We start from the raw sequence: 15,781 nt of genomic DNA, 5'->3' as shown, positions 1-15,781 counted from the left end.
TAATCTCAAGCGTACTTAAGGCATTTACTTTTCATATTCCTGCTTTGAATGAAATGCTTTGGGGCATTCTTAGCTAACTCGAACTTATCAAGACCTTGTATAACCAGGGCCTTGAGCTTATATCCAATAAACTGAAATGATTCTTGCTGGAGGTGGGTGTTTTGATAAAAATAAAACTCGTTGTTCCTCGAAAAGGGTATATTACGGACGCTTTTGAAAGATTTGAGGAATTCAACAAGTTGGAAGCATCGGAAAACAATGATAACGGGTCGGTTAAGTTTGTATTAGAGGAGGTAGTTGAGGATGCCGATAAGATAGGGAAGCTGAAGCTTGATGCTGATGTAATCATCTCAAGGGGATTAATTACGAAACTTTTAAAAGAAAGCAATGAATTCATTCCAATCGTTGATATACCAGTACAGGGTATTGATCTCATTCGTTCCCTGTATGATTGCAAGGCTCGTTTTGGCAATAAAAAAGTGGCCGTCATAGGTGCGTTAAATATGATTTATGGCGTGGAAAACCTTTCGGATATCGTTGATTTGCCAATTCAGTCCTATATATTAAATGATATCGAGTCCTCAGTCAGTTTAGTGGATTTAGCAGCCAGAGATGGCTGTGAGGTTGTGTTAAGTGGTTTAAGTACCTGTAAATATGCCGAAGAAATAGGGTTGGGAGCCATTCTGGTTGATACTGGAAAGGAATCATTTCGGCAGGCGTTGATTGAGGCGAAACGAGTAGCTCTTGTCAGCAGAAGGGAACAGGAGAAGACCAAGCGTTACCAAACGATTCTTAATTATGCCTATGAAGGGGTTATTGCTATAGATTTAAAGGGACAAATATCCGTATTTAATACGGCGGCTCAGGAGATTTTGTCCATTGCCAAGGGGAGCTTAATTGGAAATTCTATATACGATATAATAAAGCCCGGGAAATTTCGTAATATGCTTTTAAGCAAGGATGAATACGAAAAAGATACGGTTGCTTACCAATCCATTCAATTATCTGTAAAAAAAGTTGGGATATTTTTAAAAGGTAAAAAAGTGGGGGATATGGTCGCCTTTCAAGATGTTACACGCATTCAGGAGATGGAAGGGAAGTTCTTTAGAAAGCTTCATTCACGCGGACATGTGGCGAAGTACACATTTGATGATATATTGTATCGGAGTTCGGAAATCAAGAGGACGATTGAAACGGCTCAACGTTATAGTGAAGTAGATTCAAACATTCTTATAATTGGAGAAACTGGAACGGGCAAGGAAATATTCGCCCAAAGCATACATAATCATAGCAACCGAAAAAATAACCCGTTTGTAGCCATTAATTGCGCAGCCCTTCCCGAAAATCTATTGGAAAGTGAGCTTTTCGGATATGCAGAAGGAGCTTTCACGGGAGCCATGAAAGGCGGAAAGCAAGGATTTTTTGAACTGGCCCATAGAGGTACGATTTTTTTAGATGAAATAGGAGAAATCTCCCCAAAAATGCAAAGCCGGCTGCTACGTGTCCTGCAGGAGCGGGAAATCATGCGCATCGGTGATGATAAAGTAATTCCGGTTGATGTGAGAATTGTGTCGGCAACGAACAAAGACCTCATGCAAATGGTAAAAAGTAATGACTTTCGGGAGGATCTGTATTATCGCTTGAGTGTGCTCGACCTTGTATTGCCTCCGCTTCGGGAACGAAGAGAAGATATTCCGTTATTGGTGAATGCTTTTATTCGAAAAGGTCATTCGGATCAAAAACAAATCAAGATTACGGATAGTGCCATGAAAAAGCTGAGTGAAGGGAATTGGGAAGGGAATATTCGCCAATTGCAAAATTTTTGTGAGCGATTATGTGCTCTTTATAAGAACAAGTTAATTGATGTGTACGATATCGAAATGTATTTTCCGAATAGAAGTAAAAAGAAAATACCGCTGTCGCAACAAGACGGAGAGAGCGATATGTCACCTGGAATACATTTATCCGAACGTGAAAGAATTGTTCAAACATTAATAAAGGAGAATTTTAATAAAGGAAAAGCTGCCCTTGAGTTAGGCATGAGTCGCACGACTTTATGGAGAAAGATGAAAAACTTGAATATTGAAACAAATTGAAACGTAATGAAACAAATTAATTCGTTATGAAACAATTTGTTTACTGTATCTATTTCTTAATTTGAGAACTAATTGGCTTATTTCTTGAATAAACGGATGTTTTTTATGTTGGCACAATAATTGTATATAAACAATGGAGTAGGAAAGATTTTTCCTTCAAGGTTAACATGAAAGGTTGGTGGGAATGTGAGTCATTTAGTGTATATTCCTCAAGATATTGAGAAAGAGGGGAAAAGTTATTTAGTAGAAAGAGGCTTTAAGATTAAAGTAGGGTCTGATCTGTCGCAAGAAATCCTTATGGAAGAAATCAAGGGTTGTGATGCAGTACTAACGAGATCAACGGCTGTAATAAATAGAGAAGTTATTACAGCAGCTGAAAACCTCAAAGTAATAGCTAAGTATGGAGTGGGCTTGGACAATATCGATATCGAAGCCGCTACAGAGCGTGGCATTTATGTAACAAATACCCCAGAGGCGAATGCGAATTCTGTAGCTGAACATGTAATGGCATTAATTTTATCATTGTCCAAAAACTTAAGCTTGGCTGATAAAGAGCTGCGAAGCGGGAATTTTGCTATCCGTAATCAACTTTTTGGCATGGACTTGGAAGGCAAGACTTTGGGCATTATTGGACTAGGGAGAATCGGTAGAATATTGGCAAAAAAGGCTTCCGAAGGCTTCGATATGAAAGTGATTGGCTACGACCCCTATGTTACAGCCAGCCCGAATTCTGAGCTGGAGATAGCAACAGATTTAGAATGGGTATTCAGAAACTCTGATGTTATTAGTCTACATCTGCCGTTAACGAAAACAACAAAAGGAATAATAGGAAGCCGTGAGTTTTCCTGGATGAAACCTTCCTCCTTTTTTGTAAACGCTTCCAGGGGCGGTGTGGTGAAGGAAATTGATTTAGTAAACGCTTTGAAAGCGGGCGAGATTGCCGGCGCTGGAATAGACGTATTTGAAGTTGAACCTCCTGATAAATGGAATCCCCTTTTTAAATTGGATAATGTGATTGTCAGTCCTCATAATGCGGCATTGACGAAGGAAGGTTCGATACGCATGGCTGTACATGCAGCAATGCAAGTGGAACAAGTTCTTACTGGCGTGAAACCGAACTGGGCTGTAAATGTGCCCTTAACTAAAAGGGTGTCAATGTAATAATACCGTAATAATTATCTGTTTTTTCTGATAAATAGGGTTTGGAAGATTCGAGTTTGGCATTTGTTGATAAGGATGGTGAACAAATGAAGAAAATAATCTATGTGATAAGTGCAATACCGGCACTTGGCTCGCTTGTGGTTATCAATCGAATTGAACCTTATGTGTTAGGGATGCCATTCGTTCTTTTTTGGGCCATATTATGGGTCTGTCTTACATCAGTTTTTTTGATAATTGCTAATAAACTTGATCCTGCAACCGAGGAGGAAGAAGACTGATGAATGAAGCCCTGCTTGTTATCCTTTTCTTTCTGGTTCTGTGTATTTGGTTAGGGCTTCAAGCTCGAAAAGGTAAAAATATGAGTTTGGAACAATGGGCTATAGGCGGAAGAGGCTTCGGCAGCTTTTTGCTCTTCTTCTTGATAGCAGGTGAAATGTTTACGACATATACGTTTTTGGGGGCGAGCGGCGGAGCTTATAGATCTGGTATGCCTCCTGCCTTATACGCTTTCAATTGCTTCTATTTTGTAATCGCATATTGGCTGTTGCCGCCTATTTGGAGGTATGCCAAAAAAAATAATGTCATTTCTCAATCTGATTTCTATGACAAAAAGTACAACAGTCCGGCTCTAGGTGTTCTTGTAGCGGTAATTAGCGTCATTTCAATTATTCCATATCTGATCATGCAGTTGAAAGGGTTAGGTATTATCGTATCGGAAACCTCCTATGGGTCCATCTCTCCAAATGTGGCTATAGTTGTTGGTGTAATTGCGATCACAATTTATGTAACTGCTTCTGGGATGCATGGAGTAGCCTGGACCGCGGTCATTAAAGATATCATGATTCTGGCTGTTGTCGTCTTTATGGGGATTTATTTTCCACTTCATTATTACGGTGGTTTACAGCCGATGTTTGAAGCAATCAATACAGCAAAACAAGGTTTATTGATATTCCCGGAACAAGGTTTGAGTATCTCTTGGTTTATTTCAGCTACGATCATGACAGCACTGGCATTCTATATGTTTCCTCATATGTTAGCGGGAGTGTTCTCTGCAAAAAGTCCAAAATCACTCCGTTGGAATGCTGGAATTATGCCAATTTATCAAGTAATCATCATTTTTTCGTTATTTATTGGATTTTCTGCGATTCTCCAAGTTCCGAATTTACAGGGAGCAGAAGCAGACTTAGCTTTATTTAAAATGGCGAAGATGTCATTTGATCCCTGGTTTGTCGGAGTTATTGGAGCATCAGGGGCGATGGCCGCCCTTATACCCAGTTCACTCGTGTTGACGGCTACGGCCACGATCCTTTCAAAAAATGTATATAAGGTGTGGAAGCCGAATACATCAGATGAACAGCTTCAAAGATTGAGCAGGATGTTAGTACCTGTCATTTCTATAGTGACTCTATATTTTACGTTCAATGGCGGGGAGTCGATTTTCACGTTATATCTTATGGCATATAGCTTCATGGCACAGTTGTTTCCAGCATTATTTTTCAGTCTGTGGAAAAAGAATCCTGTTACCGTTCAAGGAGCTTTTGCCGGAATGATCGTTGGAATCCTAATTGTCATATACTCGACTACTTCAGGTACGACGCTTGCTACTTTATTTCCATCTCTACCGCAAGGAATACAAGATCTTGATGTAGGGTTAGCTGTATTATTCATCAACATTGCAGTAACTTTGGGAGTGAGTGCCGTTACTAGAAAAACTTCAATTCGGATGGAAGAGAAAAAGCAGATTTCCGGAATGGAAAAACTTATTAAATGATAGTGGGAATGAGTTCAATATTAATATAATCATAAATTACTAGAACAAAAACACGTACTTGAAAGCGGGAGGCTTGATTATGAAAGTCAGTGGAGGAAGAGCAGTCGTAGAAGTAATGGCTATAGAAGGGGTAAAAAAAGCTTTTTGTGTACCAGGTGAAAGTTATCTTAGTGTAATGGATGCATTATATCAACATCCTGAAATAGAACTTATTTCCGCCAGGCATGAAGGAGGTGCCTCTTTTATGGCGGAAGGGTATGCCAAGGCTTCAGGGGAGGTAGGAGTTTGTATGGCAACGCGTGGAGTGGGGGCTACAAACTTAGCTATCGGCATTCATACTGCTGCTCAAGATTCAACCCCTTTGGTTGCGCTTATTGGCCAAGTCGAACGCCCTTTTAAAGAGAAGGAAGCCTTTCAGGAAGTGAATTTGACGGGTTTTTTCAGTCATTTATGTAAATGGACGGTAGAGATCGATCGTGTGGAAAGAATCCCGGAATTATTGCAACGGGCTTTCCATATTGCGCGATCGGGTCGTCCGGGCCCTGTATTAGTGGCTTTGCCGCATGACATGTTGGAAGATGAGGCAGAGTTGAACATTAATCCTTCTTATCGCCCGCTTCCTCCTCAACCACATATGGAAGATGTGAAGCAGGCGATGGATACAATACGAAACGCGGAGCGCCCCGTATTGATTGCAGGAGGAGGTGTGATTCATGCTAAGGCCAACAGGCTGCTTGTACAATTTGTGGAGACAATGAAACTTCCTGTCGTTACAGCTTTCCGTCGATTTGACGCGTTTCCGAACACACACCCTAGCTATGCAGGATGGCTTGGGTTTGGGACACCTCAATATTTACTTGATGCAATCCGTGATGCAGATGTAGTTTTGGCATTAGGGACACGATTCTCTCAAGTAGGAACCCAAGATTACACCTTGCTTTCTAAAAATACAAAACTGATCCATGTGGATATTTGTCCAGAAATTTTTGGTAAAGTGTATGCTCCTTCCCTTGCCATTGAAGCAGATGCCAAGAGCTTCTTGGAACAAGCACTACAAGCACCAGAATCAGGATCTTTTATTTCATGCGAGGATCATTTGAAGGGATTGCACGATAAATATATGGAATTTTCTGAACCAAAGGCCGACTATACAGAAGATTTCGTGGATATGGACGGATTGATGCATGATCTGGCCGTCGGTCTGCCGAAGGATACCATCATTACAAATGATGCAGGAAACTTTTTTGGGTGGCTATCCAGATATTATCGTTTTGAACAAGAAAACACATACGTGGGGCCAACGTCGGGTGCGATGGGATATGGACTGCCTGCTGCTATTGGGGCAAAGCTGGCGCAGCCTCACAAACATGTTGTTTCTATTTCAGGAGACGGCGGCTTTATGATGACTCTCCAAGAGATTGAAACCGCTGTACGGTATAAAATTCCGACTATATCAATTGTTGTGAACAACAATATTTACGGAACAATTCGTGTACATCAAGAAAGGCATTTTCCAAATCGGGTCGTTGGAACTGAACTGTCTAATCCTGATTTTGCGGAATTGGCGCGCTTATTTGGAGCACATGGTGAAAAGGTTGAAAAAAATAGTGATTTTGCTCCAGCGCTGCAAAGGGCGATTGCTTCAGGGCTTCCTGCTGTAATCGAAGTTGCAGTCAATCCAAAGATTCTATCTGTAGGCCAAGACAAGAAGGAAGTCCACGAAAAGCTAGTGTCGAACAATTAACATTGGAAGTTAGCAGGAACCAATAAAAAGAAGGTATTTAAGGGAGGTTTCATAGTTGTTAAAACCATATTTAGTTGTGGAATGGAATGATACGGAAACAGATGCTAAAGGCTGGCTGGTCGTCCATAACTTTGTCAAAGGTTACACAGGCGGCGGTACTAGAATGCACCCAACGGTTACAAAAGAAGAGGTCGAGAGGTTGGCCGAGGCTATGGCTTATAAGTATGTAGCCTGTGAGTCTGGGACTACTGGCGGTTGTAAAGCGGGCATTGCCTATGATTATAAAGCGCCAGACGCATATGCAGTGTTAAGAAGATTTCTGATTGCGATGATGCCTTATATAGATATAGGGGTATCGTTAGGCAGTGATTTAGGTACCAAATATGAAGATGTGCTCAAAATATTTAATGAATTTGGCATTGATATCCCCCTAACGAAATCAATGAAGCAGAATCCGAATGTTCTGCAAGGGATAAAAGACTTCGATGAACTGTTGACGACAAAAATCGACGGGTTGTTTTTAAACGATGTCGTAACAGGCTATGGTGTGGCTTTTTCCGCAGATGAGGCATGGAAATTTAAAAGCGGAAAAGGTGGAGCGAAAGTTGTCATTCAAGGATTCGGCTGTGTAGGGGCAAGCTGCGCATTGAAAATGTCCCAGTTAGGTTATAAAGTTGTGGGAATTTCCGATGCAGCCCTTTTGGTTACATGTGAAGAAGGATTAGATGTCCAAAAGCTTATTGATCATAAGAATATGTACGGGGAAATGGATAAAGCCTTTTTTGAACCGCATTATGATGTAAGGCCAAACACGGAATGGCTCGACATAGATTGCGACATTTTAATTCCGTCCGCATTGGAGGATGTCATCCACATATCCAATGCCAAAAGCGTAAAAGCGAGCTTGATCGTTGAGGCGGCGAACATTCCCCTTTCTCCCGAGGGAGACGAAATCATAAAACAGAGAGGAATAGATGTTGTCAATGATTTCGTTGCCAACCTTGGGGCGATAAGATTTTATGATGTGGTTATTTTCGGATTAGTTAAACCAAATCCACAAGCTGTCGTTGATGATATAGAAAAACTATGCAGGAAAAATACGTTTCATTTGTTTACACAAGCAAAAAAACAAAAAAAATATCAAAGAGAAGTAGCTTATGAAATATTTAAACCGACAATCAGCGACCTTCCAGAATATACAGTGCCTTCCGAAGCGTTATCGTGAAACTCTCGTTAACTTGTGTTAATCGTAAAAGTGTTCAGGCAGTTTATCGATCAGGAACGGGGGGGAATTCATGCAAACAGAACATGAAAATCAGCCAAAAGAATTACAGCGTTCAATGAAGAGTAGACATTTATTCATGCTCTCCTTAGGTGGGGTAATTGGAACAGGTCTTTTCCTGGGCTCAGGATATGCAATCGGTGAAGCTGGACCCTTAGGAGCGATCGTTGCCTATTTGGTCGGTGGTTTATTAATGTACTTGGCGATGATTTGTCTCGGTGAATTATCGGTAGTGATGCCGGTATCCGGATCCTTTCAGGTCCATGCAACGAAATTTATCGGTCCCGCCACTGGATTTGTCATTGGCTGGATTTACTGGCTGAGCTGGGCACTTTACGTAGGCCTGGAATTTGTAGCAGCCGGTTTGCTCATGACTAGATGGTTTCCCGATATACCAGTATGGATATGGTGTGTGATATTTACAATACTTTTATTCACTATAAATGCATTAACGACGAGAAGTTTCGCTGAGACAGAGTATTGGTTCTCCGGGATTAAAGTACTTGCCGTCATTCTATTTATAATTATCGGTGCTGCAGCGATGTTTGGATTGATTCATATGGAGGATGCACAACCTGCCCCATTCTTTTCCAATTTTATAGGAGATGGACTATTCCCTACAGGATTCACGGGTGTGTTTATATCGATGATGACAGTCGTATATGCTTTCCAGGGATCGGAAATCATGGGTGTTGCAGCAGGAGAGACGGAAAACCCGCAAAAAAGCATTCCGAGAGCGATTCGAAATATCGTAATACGTGTGCTGCTTTTCTATGTACTGGCAATCTTTGTTCTGTCGGCCATCGTCCCGTGGCAAGAAGTTGGGGTATTGGAAAGCCCATTTGTTACCGTGTTTGAAATGGTAGGCATTCCTTATGCAGCTGACATTATGAATTTCGTAATTTTGACGGCGGTCCTCTCTGTAGGAAACACGGGTCTGTTTGCTTGTACAAGGATCCTTTTCTCCCTTTCTCAAAACGGTATGGCGCATTCTGCATTTGGAAAGCTCAATCGGCGCGGTGTACCTATGAACGCCTTACTCGTCACCATGGTCTTTGCCTTGCTGTCTTTACTTACTAGTGTAGTAGCGGAAGAAACGTTATTCGTTGTGCTACTTTCCATAAGCGGGGTTGGAGGGGTGCTTACTTGGATGGCGATTGCGTTCGCACAGTACAGATTCCGTAAGCAGTATATCAGAGCAGGCGGAAAGGTTGAAAATCTGAAGTTTAGAGTACCTTTTTTCCCGTTTGCTCCGATTCTCTGCATCATTATGTGTCTTGGTATTTTCGTGTTCACCGCTTATGATCCGACACAGCGCACTTCGTTGTATTGGGGGTTAGGTTTCGTCGTTGCTTGCTATATATTTTACTATTTCAGATATGCGAGAAGGAAAGTGGAGGTGCCAGCCTTAACAAATGATCAGCCCAATGATTTTGTTCAATAGTGATTATTCTTAATGTGCCCGACAAAAGAAAACGTTTGGGTATGCAGGAATCGCTGAAGTATCCATTTAGAAGTTTCCGGTTATAAGCAAACCTATTATTTAAAATTAGAAAAATAGAATACGGAGGAAATCGTATGCGTTACTTAAATTATATTAATGGAAAATGGAAAGAACCCACTACAGGGGAGTATAAGGAAAATCTTAGTCCCCATAATGGAGAAAATTTAGGAGAATTTCCATCAAGTGCTGTGGTTGATTTACATGATGCAGTGGCAGCCGCAAAAAACTCATTTCCTGACTGGAAAAAGCTGTCGTTTCAGCAACGGGCTTCATACTTGCAGAAAGCAGCTGATATTTTAAAAAAGAATATTCAGGAAGTAGGTCAAGATTTGATAAAGGAAGAAGGGAAAACATTCTTGGAAGGGATGGGGGAAGCCAATCGTGCCGCCAGCATACTTGAATATTATGCTGCTGAAGCCCGGCAGCCAATCGGGGAAGTAATTCCTTCATCAAATGCGAATACATTTTTATACACTATCCGCACCCCGCTAGGTCCGGTGGGGTTGATTACACCATGGAACTTTCCTATCGCCATCCCTGTATGGAAATTGGCGCCGGCCCTGATTTACGGGAATACAGTCGTGATTAAGCCGGCTGATTTTACACCTAAGTCGGTCTATCATGTGATGAAAGCATTTGATGAGGCGGGTCTTCCGCCTGGTGTCATCAATTGTGTATTCGGAAGGGGTTCCGTCATTGGTGCTGCATTAGTGGAACATCCGGATGTGAAGGCCATATCTTTTACAGGCTCGAATCAAGTAGGTCAACAAATTCAAAAACAAGCCATTGAACATGGAAAGAAAGTGCAAGCGGAAATGGGAGGGAAAAACCCGCTCGTCGTCCTCGCCGATGCTGATCTTGAAAAAGCAGTGGAAATAGCTATAGGCGGAGCTTTTAAATCCACAGGGCAAAAATGCACAGCCACTAGCAGGGTGATTGTCGAAGAAGGAATTTATGAAGTATTCCGGGAACGGCTTGTCGCGCGTACGAAAGAATTAAAAGTGGGCGACCCGCTCAAAGAAGAATCATATATCGGTCCCGCTGTTTCTAGATCACAACGCGATGGCGTGCTTGAAATGATCGATGTTGGGAAATCAGAAGCTACGCTGTTGTGTGGAGGGGAGATTCCGGCAGAAGAGGAATTGGCGAACGGTTTTTATGTCCGGCCGGCTATCTTTGAAAATGTTCCACAACATGCCCGCATTGCACGTGAAGAAATCTTCGGACCAGTCATCGCCCTTTTTAAGGCAGAAAATTATGAGGAAGCAGTTAAGATGGCAAATGATACAGAGTATGGATTGAGCGCATCAATTTGTACAAACAATTTAACGTTGGCTCAACGGTTTATTGAAGATGTGGAGGTGGGTCTTGTACATGTCAATTCGGAAACAGCAGGAACCGAACCGCAAATGCCATTTGGCGGATGTAAAAATTCAAGTGCAGGCAGCCGTGAACAAGGGAAGAGTGCCGTTGAATTCTATACTGAGGTCAAGACAGTCTATATGGATCGGGTATAACTAAAATGGTACCAAGCATTTTTTGAACTTTTAAATTAGATGATAATCAGGAGGGATTTTCAATATGTCTATTAAAGAAAATGTACAGTTCAGCCCTACACTCCCTTATTCACGGTATGTCGAACCAGAGGTATTCAATGAAGAAAGAAAAAAAATCTTTAGAAAGAGTTGGATATTAGCTGGGCATGCAAGCCAAGTTGAAAAAGTAGGGGATTTCATGACAATAGACATCGCCGGAGAGCCTATTATCGTTTCTCACGGTACTGATGGTGAACTTCGTGCTTTCTACAATATATGCCCTCATCGCGGAATGAAAGTAGAAAACTCCGATAAAGGAAATAAGAAAATTTTACAATGCGGATACCATGGCTGGACGTTCAAATTAGATGGAAGTGTGCATAGAGCTCCTAATTTTAAAACGAATGAACTGGGAATACACAGCTGTATGAAATCCATTCGTTTAGAAGTTCAGAATGCTATGATTTTTGTCAATCTAGATAAAAATGCACCTTCTATGGCAGAAGCATATCAGGAATTTTTAGAGGAAATGAAAGAGTATCCCTTCTTTGATTCACTGAAACTAGTTAGGGAAACCAGGCGTGTAGTAAAAGCTAATTGGAAAGCCGTTGTTGACAATTACCTTGAATGTGATCATTGTTCCATTGCTCATCCTGGCTTTGCAAAATCCTTTGATTTATCAAACTTTTGCACAACGACACACGACAAATTCACCTATCAATATATGACAGCAAGTAAGAATGGCGAAGGTGATCAAGCGCGTTTTTATTGGGTTTGGCCAAATATGATGATTAACGTTTATCCTGGAGACGGGAATGTGAATACTATCCAAGTAATTCCTGTTGATGCCGTGACGTCGTTAGGTATTTATCGTGATTACTCCCTCGATGAAAAAACAACCATAGAAAAAGAAGAATATTTTAAATTTGTTGACCAAGTACGGCAGGAAGATTTTGAACTGGTGGAAAAACTGCAAAAAGGATTAAGTTCCGAGGCATTTACAAATGGTATCTTTTCTCCAACTGAACATGCTGCAGTCTATTTTCATGAACTTATTCATAAAAAGCTCCAGAACTAACAACTGAGCTGCCAATTGGAATGCACTTAACAAAGAAACGTGATACAGAGAATTTTTGAATTTAATAGCTAAGCAACCAACCAGTGTGATTCGGCAGTTTACTGGATCACACTGGTTGAGTTGTTTTTTAGTGCTGAGTTTTTTGCTTATTTCAACGACTGAAATTATTCAGGGTGAGAGGATTTGTTCTTCCATTGTTGTTCTTCAGCAAGAAACTCAAAAAAAACATTCATGGCAGTAAGCGGATGCTCATTTACTCTTTTAAAGTAATTACTTTTTCTGGCATCTGTTATATAGCTGCTTTTTTTAATTCTATCCAACATATATTGTTGACTCATTTTCACTATTTCTTTTTGGTTGTGTTTGTTTTCTTTTAATAAGGCAAATCCAACAGCTCCCACCAATGCATAGATTCCAAGTGCAATTTTCGAGATGGGTAAAGATTCGTTCTTAAATAAAAGGAAAAAAAGATTAATGACGGAGAAGCCTATCATCACAGTCGAAAAAAAACCGTATTTCATATTTTTCTTCAACAAGGGGGACAATTTTGATTGAAGTTGTTCGATTTCGGCTTGCATGAAACTAGGTATATTATTTATTTTAATATTCATTGTATCCTCCTTAATATTGTTCGAAAATGGCACTGGGAAATCGTACCTATTCACTGAAACAGGAAAAGAAACCTAATAATATATATCTTATCGTTTGGAAACGTGTTTGTCATTTAATATAACCCTTGGATTTTTAAAGGGAGAAGTACAAGCGGTGATGTGAATAAGAATGCCATTTATACGTTTGATAACCCAGTTAGACAGCTTTCTTGCAGTATGTTGCCTTAATATACTAACAATGGTATTAATGATGAATGGATTATGGTAAAATGGTCCTCAAATGGAAGCTGTTTTTTTCGTTTTTTGATTATTAATAGTTATGGATGGCCTTGCCGCGCCTTTTTTTGTCATAAATACGTGACTATTGTGGTATTTTGTTCTTTTAAATCGAGTTTTGGAACAAATCAATATATAATTAGAAAGCGAGATAATAGATTCAAAGATTAAGGAGGGACATAGAATGATGGAATGGGCTCTGATCATTTTGTTTGCTGCAGCAGTATTACTGTTCATTTTATCGTTTATTAAAAAGGATTCTGTAAAAGTGGACAGTCAATTGGAACAGGTTGCTATCACTTTTGGAGATGAAATGAATGTATTACAGGAAAAAATCAGAAACATCGAGATAGATGCTGAAATTACGGTGCAAGAGGCAGGCATTCTAGCAATGTCTTCCGAAAAGCGGGTCTTGTTGCGTGAAGTACTCGACCTACATAAGCGAGGCTATTCATTTGAAAGCATCGCACTGAAGACAAAACAGCCGGAAGATGAAATAGAACGCATGCTTACTCCTTACATAATAACGAAGAATGAAAGGAGAAATGTGGCCAATGACATCTAAATCAATGCGCAGCTTTGCCGGAGGCATTGTTGTTGCAGCAGGCTTATGCGGTGCAGTGTACTTCTTTGGTCCAGGTGAAGCGACCGGCACATCGGAGAAACTATCAGAAGATGAAATGAAAGAGTCTCTGGCTTCAGAAGGGTATGTCATACATTCCGAAAAAGAATGGGAAGAACAGATTGCTGAAGCACAGTCGGTTAAAGATAAAGCGGAAGCGGAAAAAGAAACGGTAAAAGAACCAACAGAAAAAATCATATACCGTACAGTTCTTTCTGTGTCTAAAGGCTCGACAAGCATCGATGTGGGGAAAACCCTGCAAAAGGCAAAAGTCATTAAAAATGCAAATGAGTTTTCCGACGCGGTTGAAAAGAAAGGCAAGGCCAACGGATTACGACCTGGAACATATGTGGTGGATAGTGCGATGACGACGGAAAAAATAATTTCCATCATATTTAAATGAACTAAAAACGACCATCGATAAGAGGGTCGTTTCAGACTGTAGACAAACTCGATTAAAGTCGAGTTTGTCTACAGTTTTTTTAAGGTTTGTACAATGAACGCTGCCTCCAGGCACTCGCTTTTCCCGCAGGAGTCTCGAACACCCGCTCCAATCACTTTGTTTTAAAATTTAGATAGAACCCCGGTAAAGGTTCGAAATGCTTTCACTCCGAACCATGATTTTAAAATAAAAATTGGTTATCTATACGGATGAAATTCTCTTTAAATTGAAGAATTTGCGACATACCTGCCGAATAACTGGCTAGCCGAGACCCCGGAGACGTTTGCGTTGAGGAGGCCCGGCAGACAGTCGGCGGAAAAGGAGTGGACTTCTGAAATCAACTGGAACGTTTTTTAATGCAGTCAACCCTCAAATTTCATATGGTTTGCTGTTATTTTACAATAAGATAAAAGAAAAGGGTTTTTTCATGTTTTCTTTAACTTAATCTTTGTCCGCACTCCGGCCCACACTGCAATGATAAGACCTCCAACAGTATCTGCAATTAAATCTATCATTGTATCCTTATTTCCCCCGCCTTGAAGTGTCATTCCGAATAATTGATCAGAACTAAATTCGTAAATCTCCCATATGACACCACCAAGTGCTGAGAAGGAGAGAGTAAACAAAAAGACAAACCAAGGGGATATTTCTTTGCCTGCATTTCTGTATATCAATCGTTCATATAAAGCGATTCCCGTAAAAGCGAGAAGGGAACCGCTTAGTAAATGTAAGAATGTGTCCCACCATCCCAGTCCATACCAACCTAAAATAGATCCTAAATATTGTGAACCGAATAAGAAGATTAAATAGGAAATGATTATTGGCAGATTGAATTGAAGCTTGGTAAATAGGGCCAATAAAAGGGGAATTGCTCCACATACCACACCGCCTATCGAAACGAGTGATTTAAAAATTTCATCGGATGTATAGTAAAAAATAGATAAAGCTGCCATGAAAAGTACATACACTGAACTTAATGAAATAACTAGCTTCCGATTCATATGATTACCTCTATAAATTATAATTTTGATTTTTGTACAATAGAATAAATGGAGATAAGCAGGCCGCCCGTAAGACCGTAAATTATATCGTACATGGTGTCTTTATTACCGCCTCGCTGCATGGTATGAGTAAAAGTGATATCTCCTACGAACTCATATATTTCCCAAAGAACAGTGGCAATGACTGAAAGTGAGAGAACAAATAGAAAGATGACCCACCTTGAAACATCTTTTCTCGCTTTTGGAGGAATGAATTGTTTATAAAGAGCAATTCCAACAAAAGCCACGAAAATACCTTTGTAGAAGTGAAGGCCAGAGTCCCACCATTTAAAATCCACATAAAAATTTGCGATGGACCCTAAAAATGTCGTACAGAAAACAAAAACATAGTAACCGATTATGATTGGAATATTAAAAGGATTATTTTTTACAAACAGTAATAAAATGGGCAAGGCACTTACCAATATTCCCCCAAGGGCTACCATCCATCGGGAAGAATCATCTTTTATGAGGTAAAAGATGAGTAAGCCAGTCATGAATGCTATAAAAACCAGACTGAAAATGATGATTATTTTATGTTTCAATATACTCACCTCATTCGTAAATATTCATTAACCCCGACAATTTCGGACTTCTGGAATATTTTTATGATGTTCTT

Annotated in this window: 14 protein-coding genes; 11 read left to right on the top strand and 3 right to left on the bottom strand. The window is 40.3% G+C overall.

Annotated elements, in window-relative coordinates; translation table 11 throughout:
• The first annotated feature begins 161 nt into the window (after nucleotides 1–161).
• The 9 genes from ABC374_RS14775 to ABC374_RS14735 all read left to right on the top strand — a co-directional run bounded on the left by ABC374_RS14775 (nucleotide 162) and on the right by ABC374_RS14735 (nucleotide 12,171).
• Nucleotides 162–2,096, top strand: coding sequence for a sigma 54-interacting transcriptional regulator (locus ABC374_RS14775; RefSeq protein WP_413018630.1), 1,935 nt, complete (start codon nucleotides 162–164; stop codon nucleotides 2,094–2,096).
• 186 nt (nucleotides 2,097–2,282) lie between these two features.
• Nucleotides 2,283–3,257 carry a hydroxyacid dehydrogenase gene (locus ABC374_RS14770; protein ID WP_413018626.1) on the top strand — a complete coding sequence of 325 codons (975 nt, stop codon included), beginning with the start codon at nucleotides 2,283–2,285 and terminating at the stop codon, nucleotides 3,255–3,257.
• An 86-nt stretch (nucleotides 3,258–3,343) separates the two neighbouring features.
• Entirely contained in the window at nucleotides 3,344–3,535 is a 192-nt protein-coding gene (locus ABC374_RS14765; RefSeq protein WP_034307824.1) for a DUF3311 domain-containing protein, read from the top strand.
• Entirely contained in the window at nucleotides 3,535–5,028 is a 1,494-nt protein-coding gene (locus ABC374_RS14760; RefSeq protein WP_413018624.1) for a sodium:solute symporter family protein, read from the top strand. Before ABC374_RS14765 ends, ABC374_RS14760 begins: the two co-directional genes overlap by 1 nt.
• Before the next feature lie 79 nt (nucleotides 5,029–5,107).
• A complete protein-coding gene (locus tag ABC374_RS14755; protein ID WP_413018622.1) occupies nucleotides 5,108–6,772 on the top strand; it encodes a thiamine pyrophosphate-dependent enzyme in 1,665 nt (554 codons plus the stop codon).
• 55 nt (nucleotides 6,773–6,827) lie between these two features.
• Nucleotides 6,828–7,997: a Glu/Leu/Phe/Val family dehydrogenase gene (locus ABC374_RS14750; protein ID WP_413018620.1), complete on the top strand. Its 1,170-nt coding sequence runs from the start codon at nucleotides 6,828–6,830 to the stop codon at nucleotides 7,995–7,997.
• Between the two features lie 70 nt (nucleotides 7,998–8,067).
• Nucleotides 8,068–9,498: an amino acid permease gene (locus ABC374_RS14745; RefSeq protein WP_350299293.1), complete on the top strand. Its 1,431-nt coding sequence runs from the start codon at nucleotides 8,068–8,070 to the stop codon at nucleotides 9,496–9,498.
• Between the two features lie 134 nt (nucleotides 9,499–9,632).
• Entirely contained in the window at nucleotides 9,633–11,075 is a 1,443-nt protein-coding gene (locus ABC374_RS14740; protein WP_413018617.1) for an aldehyde dehydrogenase family protein, read from the top strand.
• A 64-nt stretch (nucleotides 11,076–11,139) separates the two neighbouring features.
• On the top strand, nucleotides 11,140–12,171 hold the full coding sequence (locus ABC374_RS14735) for an aromatic ring-hydroxylating oxygenase subunit alpha (RefSeq protein ID WP_350299291.1): 1,032 nt from the start codon (nucleotides 11,140–11,142) through the stop codon (nucleotides 12,169–12,171).
• 164 nt (nucleotides 12,172–12,335) lie between these two features.
• On the opposite strand, the gene ABC374_RS14730 is transcribed toward ABC374_RS14735, so the two are convergent.
• Entirely contained in the window at nucleotides 12,336–12,782 is a 447-nt protein-coding gene (locus tag ABC374_RS14730) for a DUF5392 family protein (RefSeq protein WP_413018615.1), read from the bottom strand.
• 460 nt (nucleotides 12,783–13,242) lie between these two features.
• Here ABC374_RS14730 and ABC374_RS14725 point away from each other — a divergent pair, with 460 nt between their 5' ends.
• Both ABC374_RS14725 and ABC374_RS14720 read left to right on the top strand, forming a co-directional pair.
• On the top strand, nucleotides 13,243–13,623 hold the full coding sequence (locus ABC374_RS14725; protein ID WP_350299289.1) for a hypothetical protein: 381 nt from the start codon (nucleotides 13,243–13,245) through the stop codon (nucleotides 13,621–13,623).
• Nucleotides 13,613–14,083: a hypothetical protein gene (locus ABC374_RS14720; protein ID WP_350299288.1), complete on the top strand. Its 471-nt coding sequence runs from the start codon at nucleotides 13,613–13,615 to the stop codon at nucleotides 14,081–14,083. Before ABC374_RS14725 ends, ABC374_RS14720 begins: the two co-directional genes overlap by 11 nt.
• A gap of 464 nt (nucleotides 14,084–14,547) precedes the next feature.
• On the opposite strand, the gene ABC374_RS14715 is transcribed toward ABC374_RS14720, so the two are convergent.
• Both ABC374_RS14715 and ABC374_RS14710 read right to left on the bottom strand, forming a co-directional pair.
• Complete coding sequence (locus tag ABC374_RS14715) at nucleotides 14,548–15,123, bottom strand: DUF2238 domain-containing protein (protein ID WP_413018612.1); 576 nt, start codon at nucleotides 15,121–15,123, stop codon at nucleotides 14,548–14,550.
• 17 nt (nucleotides 15,124–15,140) lie between these two features.
• A complete protein-coding gene (locus ABC374_RS14710; RefSeq protein ID WP_413018610.1) occupies nucleotides 15,141–15,716 on the bottom strand; it encodes a DUF2238 domain-containing protein in 576 nt (191 codons plus the stop codon).
• Nucleotides 15,717–15,781: the final 65 nt, after the last annotated feature.

This window comes from Peribacillus phoenicis (assembly GCF_047238085.1).
Lineage (GTDB): Bacteria > Bacillota > Bacilli > Bacillales > DSM-1321 > Peribacillus.
The sequence above is the reverse complement of the archived record's forward strand: the minus strand, read 5'-3'. Positions and strand labels throughout refer to the sequence as shown.

Coding starts and splice junctions, on each gene's coding strand:
- ABC374_RS14725 (WP_350299289.1), top strand. CDS start 13,243: ATGATGGAATGGGCTCTGATCATTTTGTTTGCTGCAGCAGTATTACTG.
- ABC374_RS14745 (WP_350299293.1), top strand. CDS start 8,068: ATGCAAACAGAACATGAAAATCAGCCAAAAGAATTACAGCGTTCAATG.
- ABC374_RS14730 (WP_413018615.1), bottom strand. CDS start 12,782: ATGAATATTAAAATAAATAATATACCTAGTTTCATGCAAGCCGAAATC.
- ABC374_RS14765 (WP_034307824.1), top strand. CDS start 3,344: ATGAAGAAAATAATCTATGTGATAAGTGCAATACCGGCACTTGGCTCG.
- ABC374_RS14740 (WP_413018617.1), top strand. CDS start 9,633: ATGCGTTACTTAAATTATATTAATGGAAAATGGAAAGAACCCACTACA.
- ABC374_RS14735 (WP_350299291.1), top strand. CDS start 11,140: ATGTCTATTAAAGAAAATGTACAGTTCAGCCCTACACTCCCTTATTCA.
- ABC374_RS14715 (WP_413018612.1), bottom strand. CDS start 15,123: ATGAATCGGAAGCTAGTTATTTCATTAAGTTCAGTGTATGTACTTTTC.
- ABC374_RS14720 (WP_350299288.1), top strand. CDS start 13,613: ATGACATCTAAATCAATGCGCAGCTTTGCCGGAGGCATTGTTGTTGCA.
- ABC374_RS14755 (WP_413018622.1), top strand. CDS start 5,108: ATGAAAGTCAGTGGAGGAAGAGCAGTCGTAGAAGTAATGGCTATAGAA.
- ABC374_RS14760 (WP_413018624.1), top strand. CDS start 3,535: ATGAATGAAGCCCTGCTTGTTATCCTTTTCTTTCTGGTTCTGTGTATT.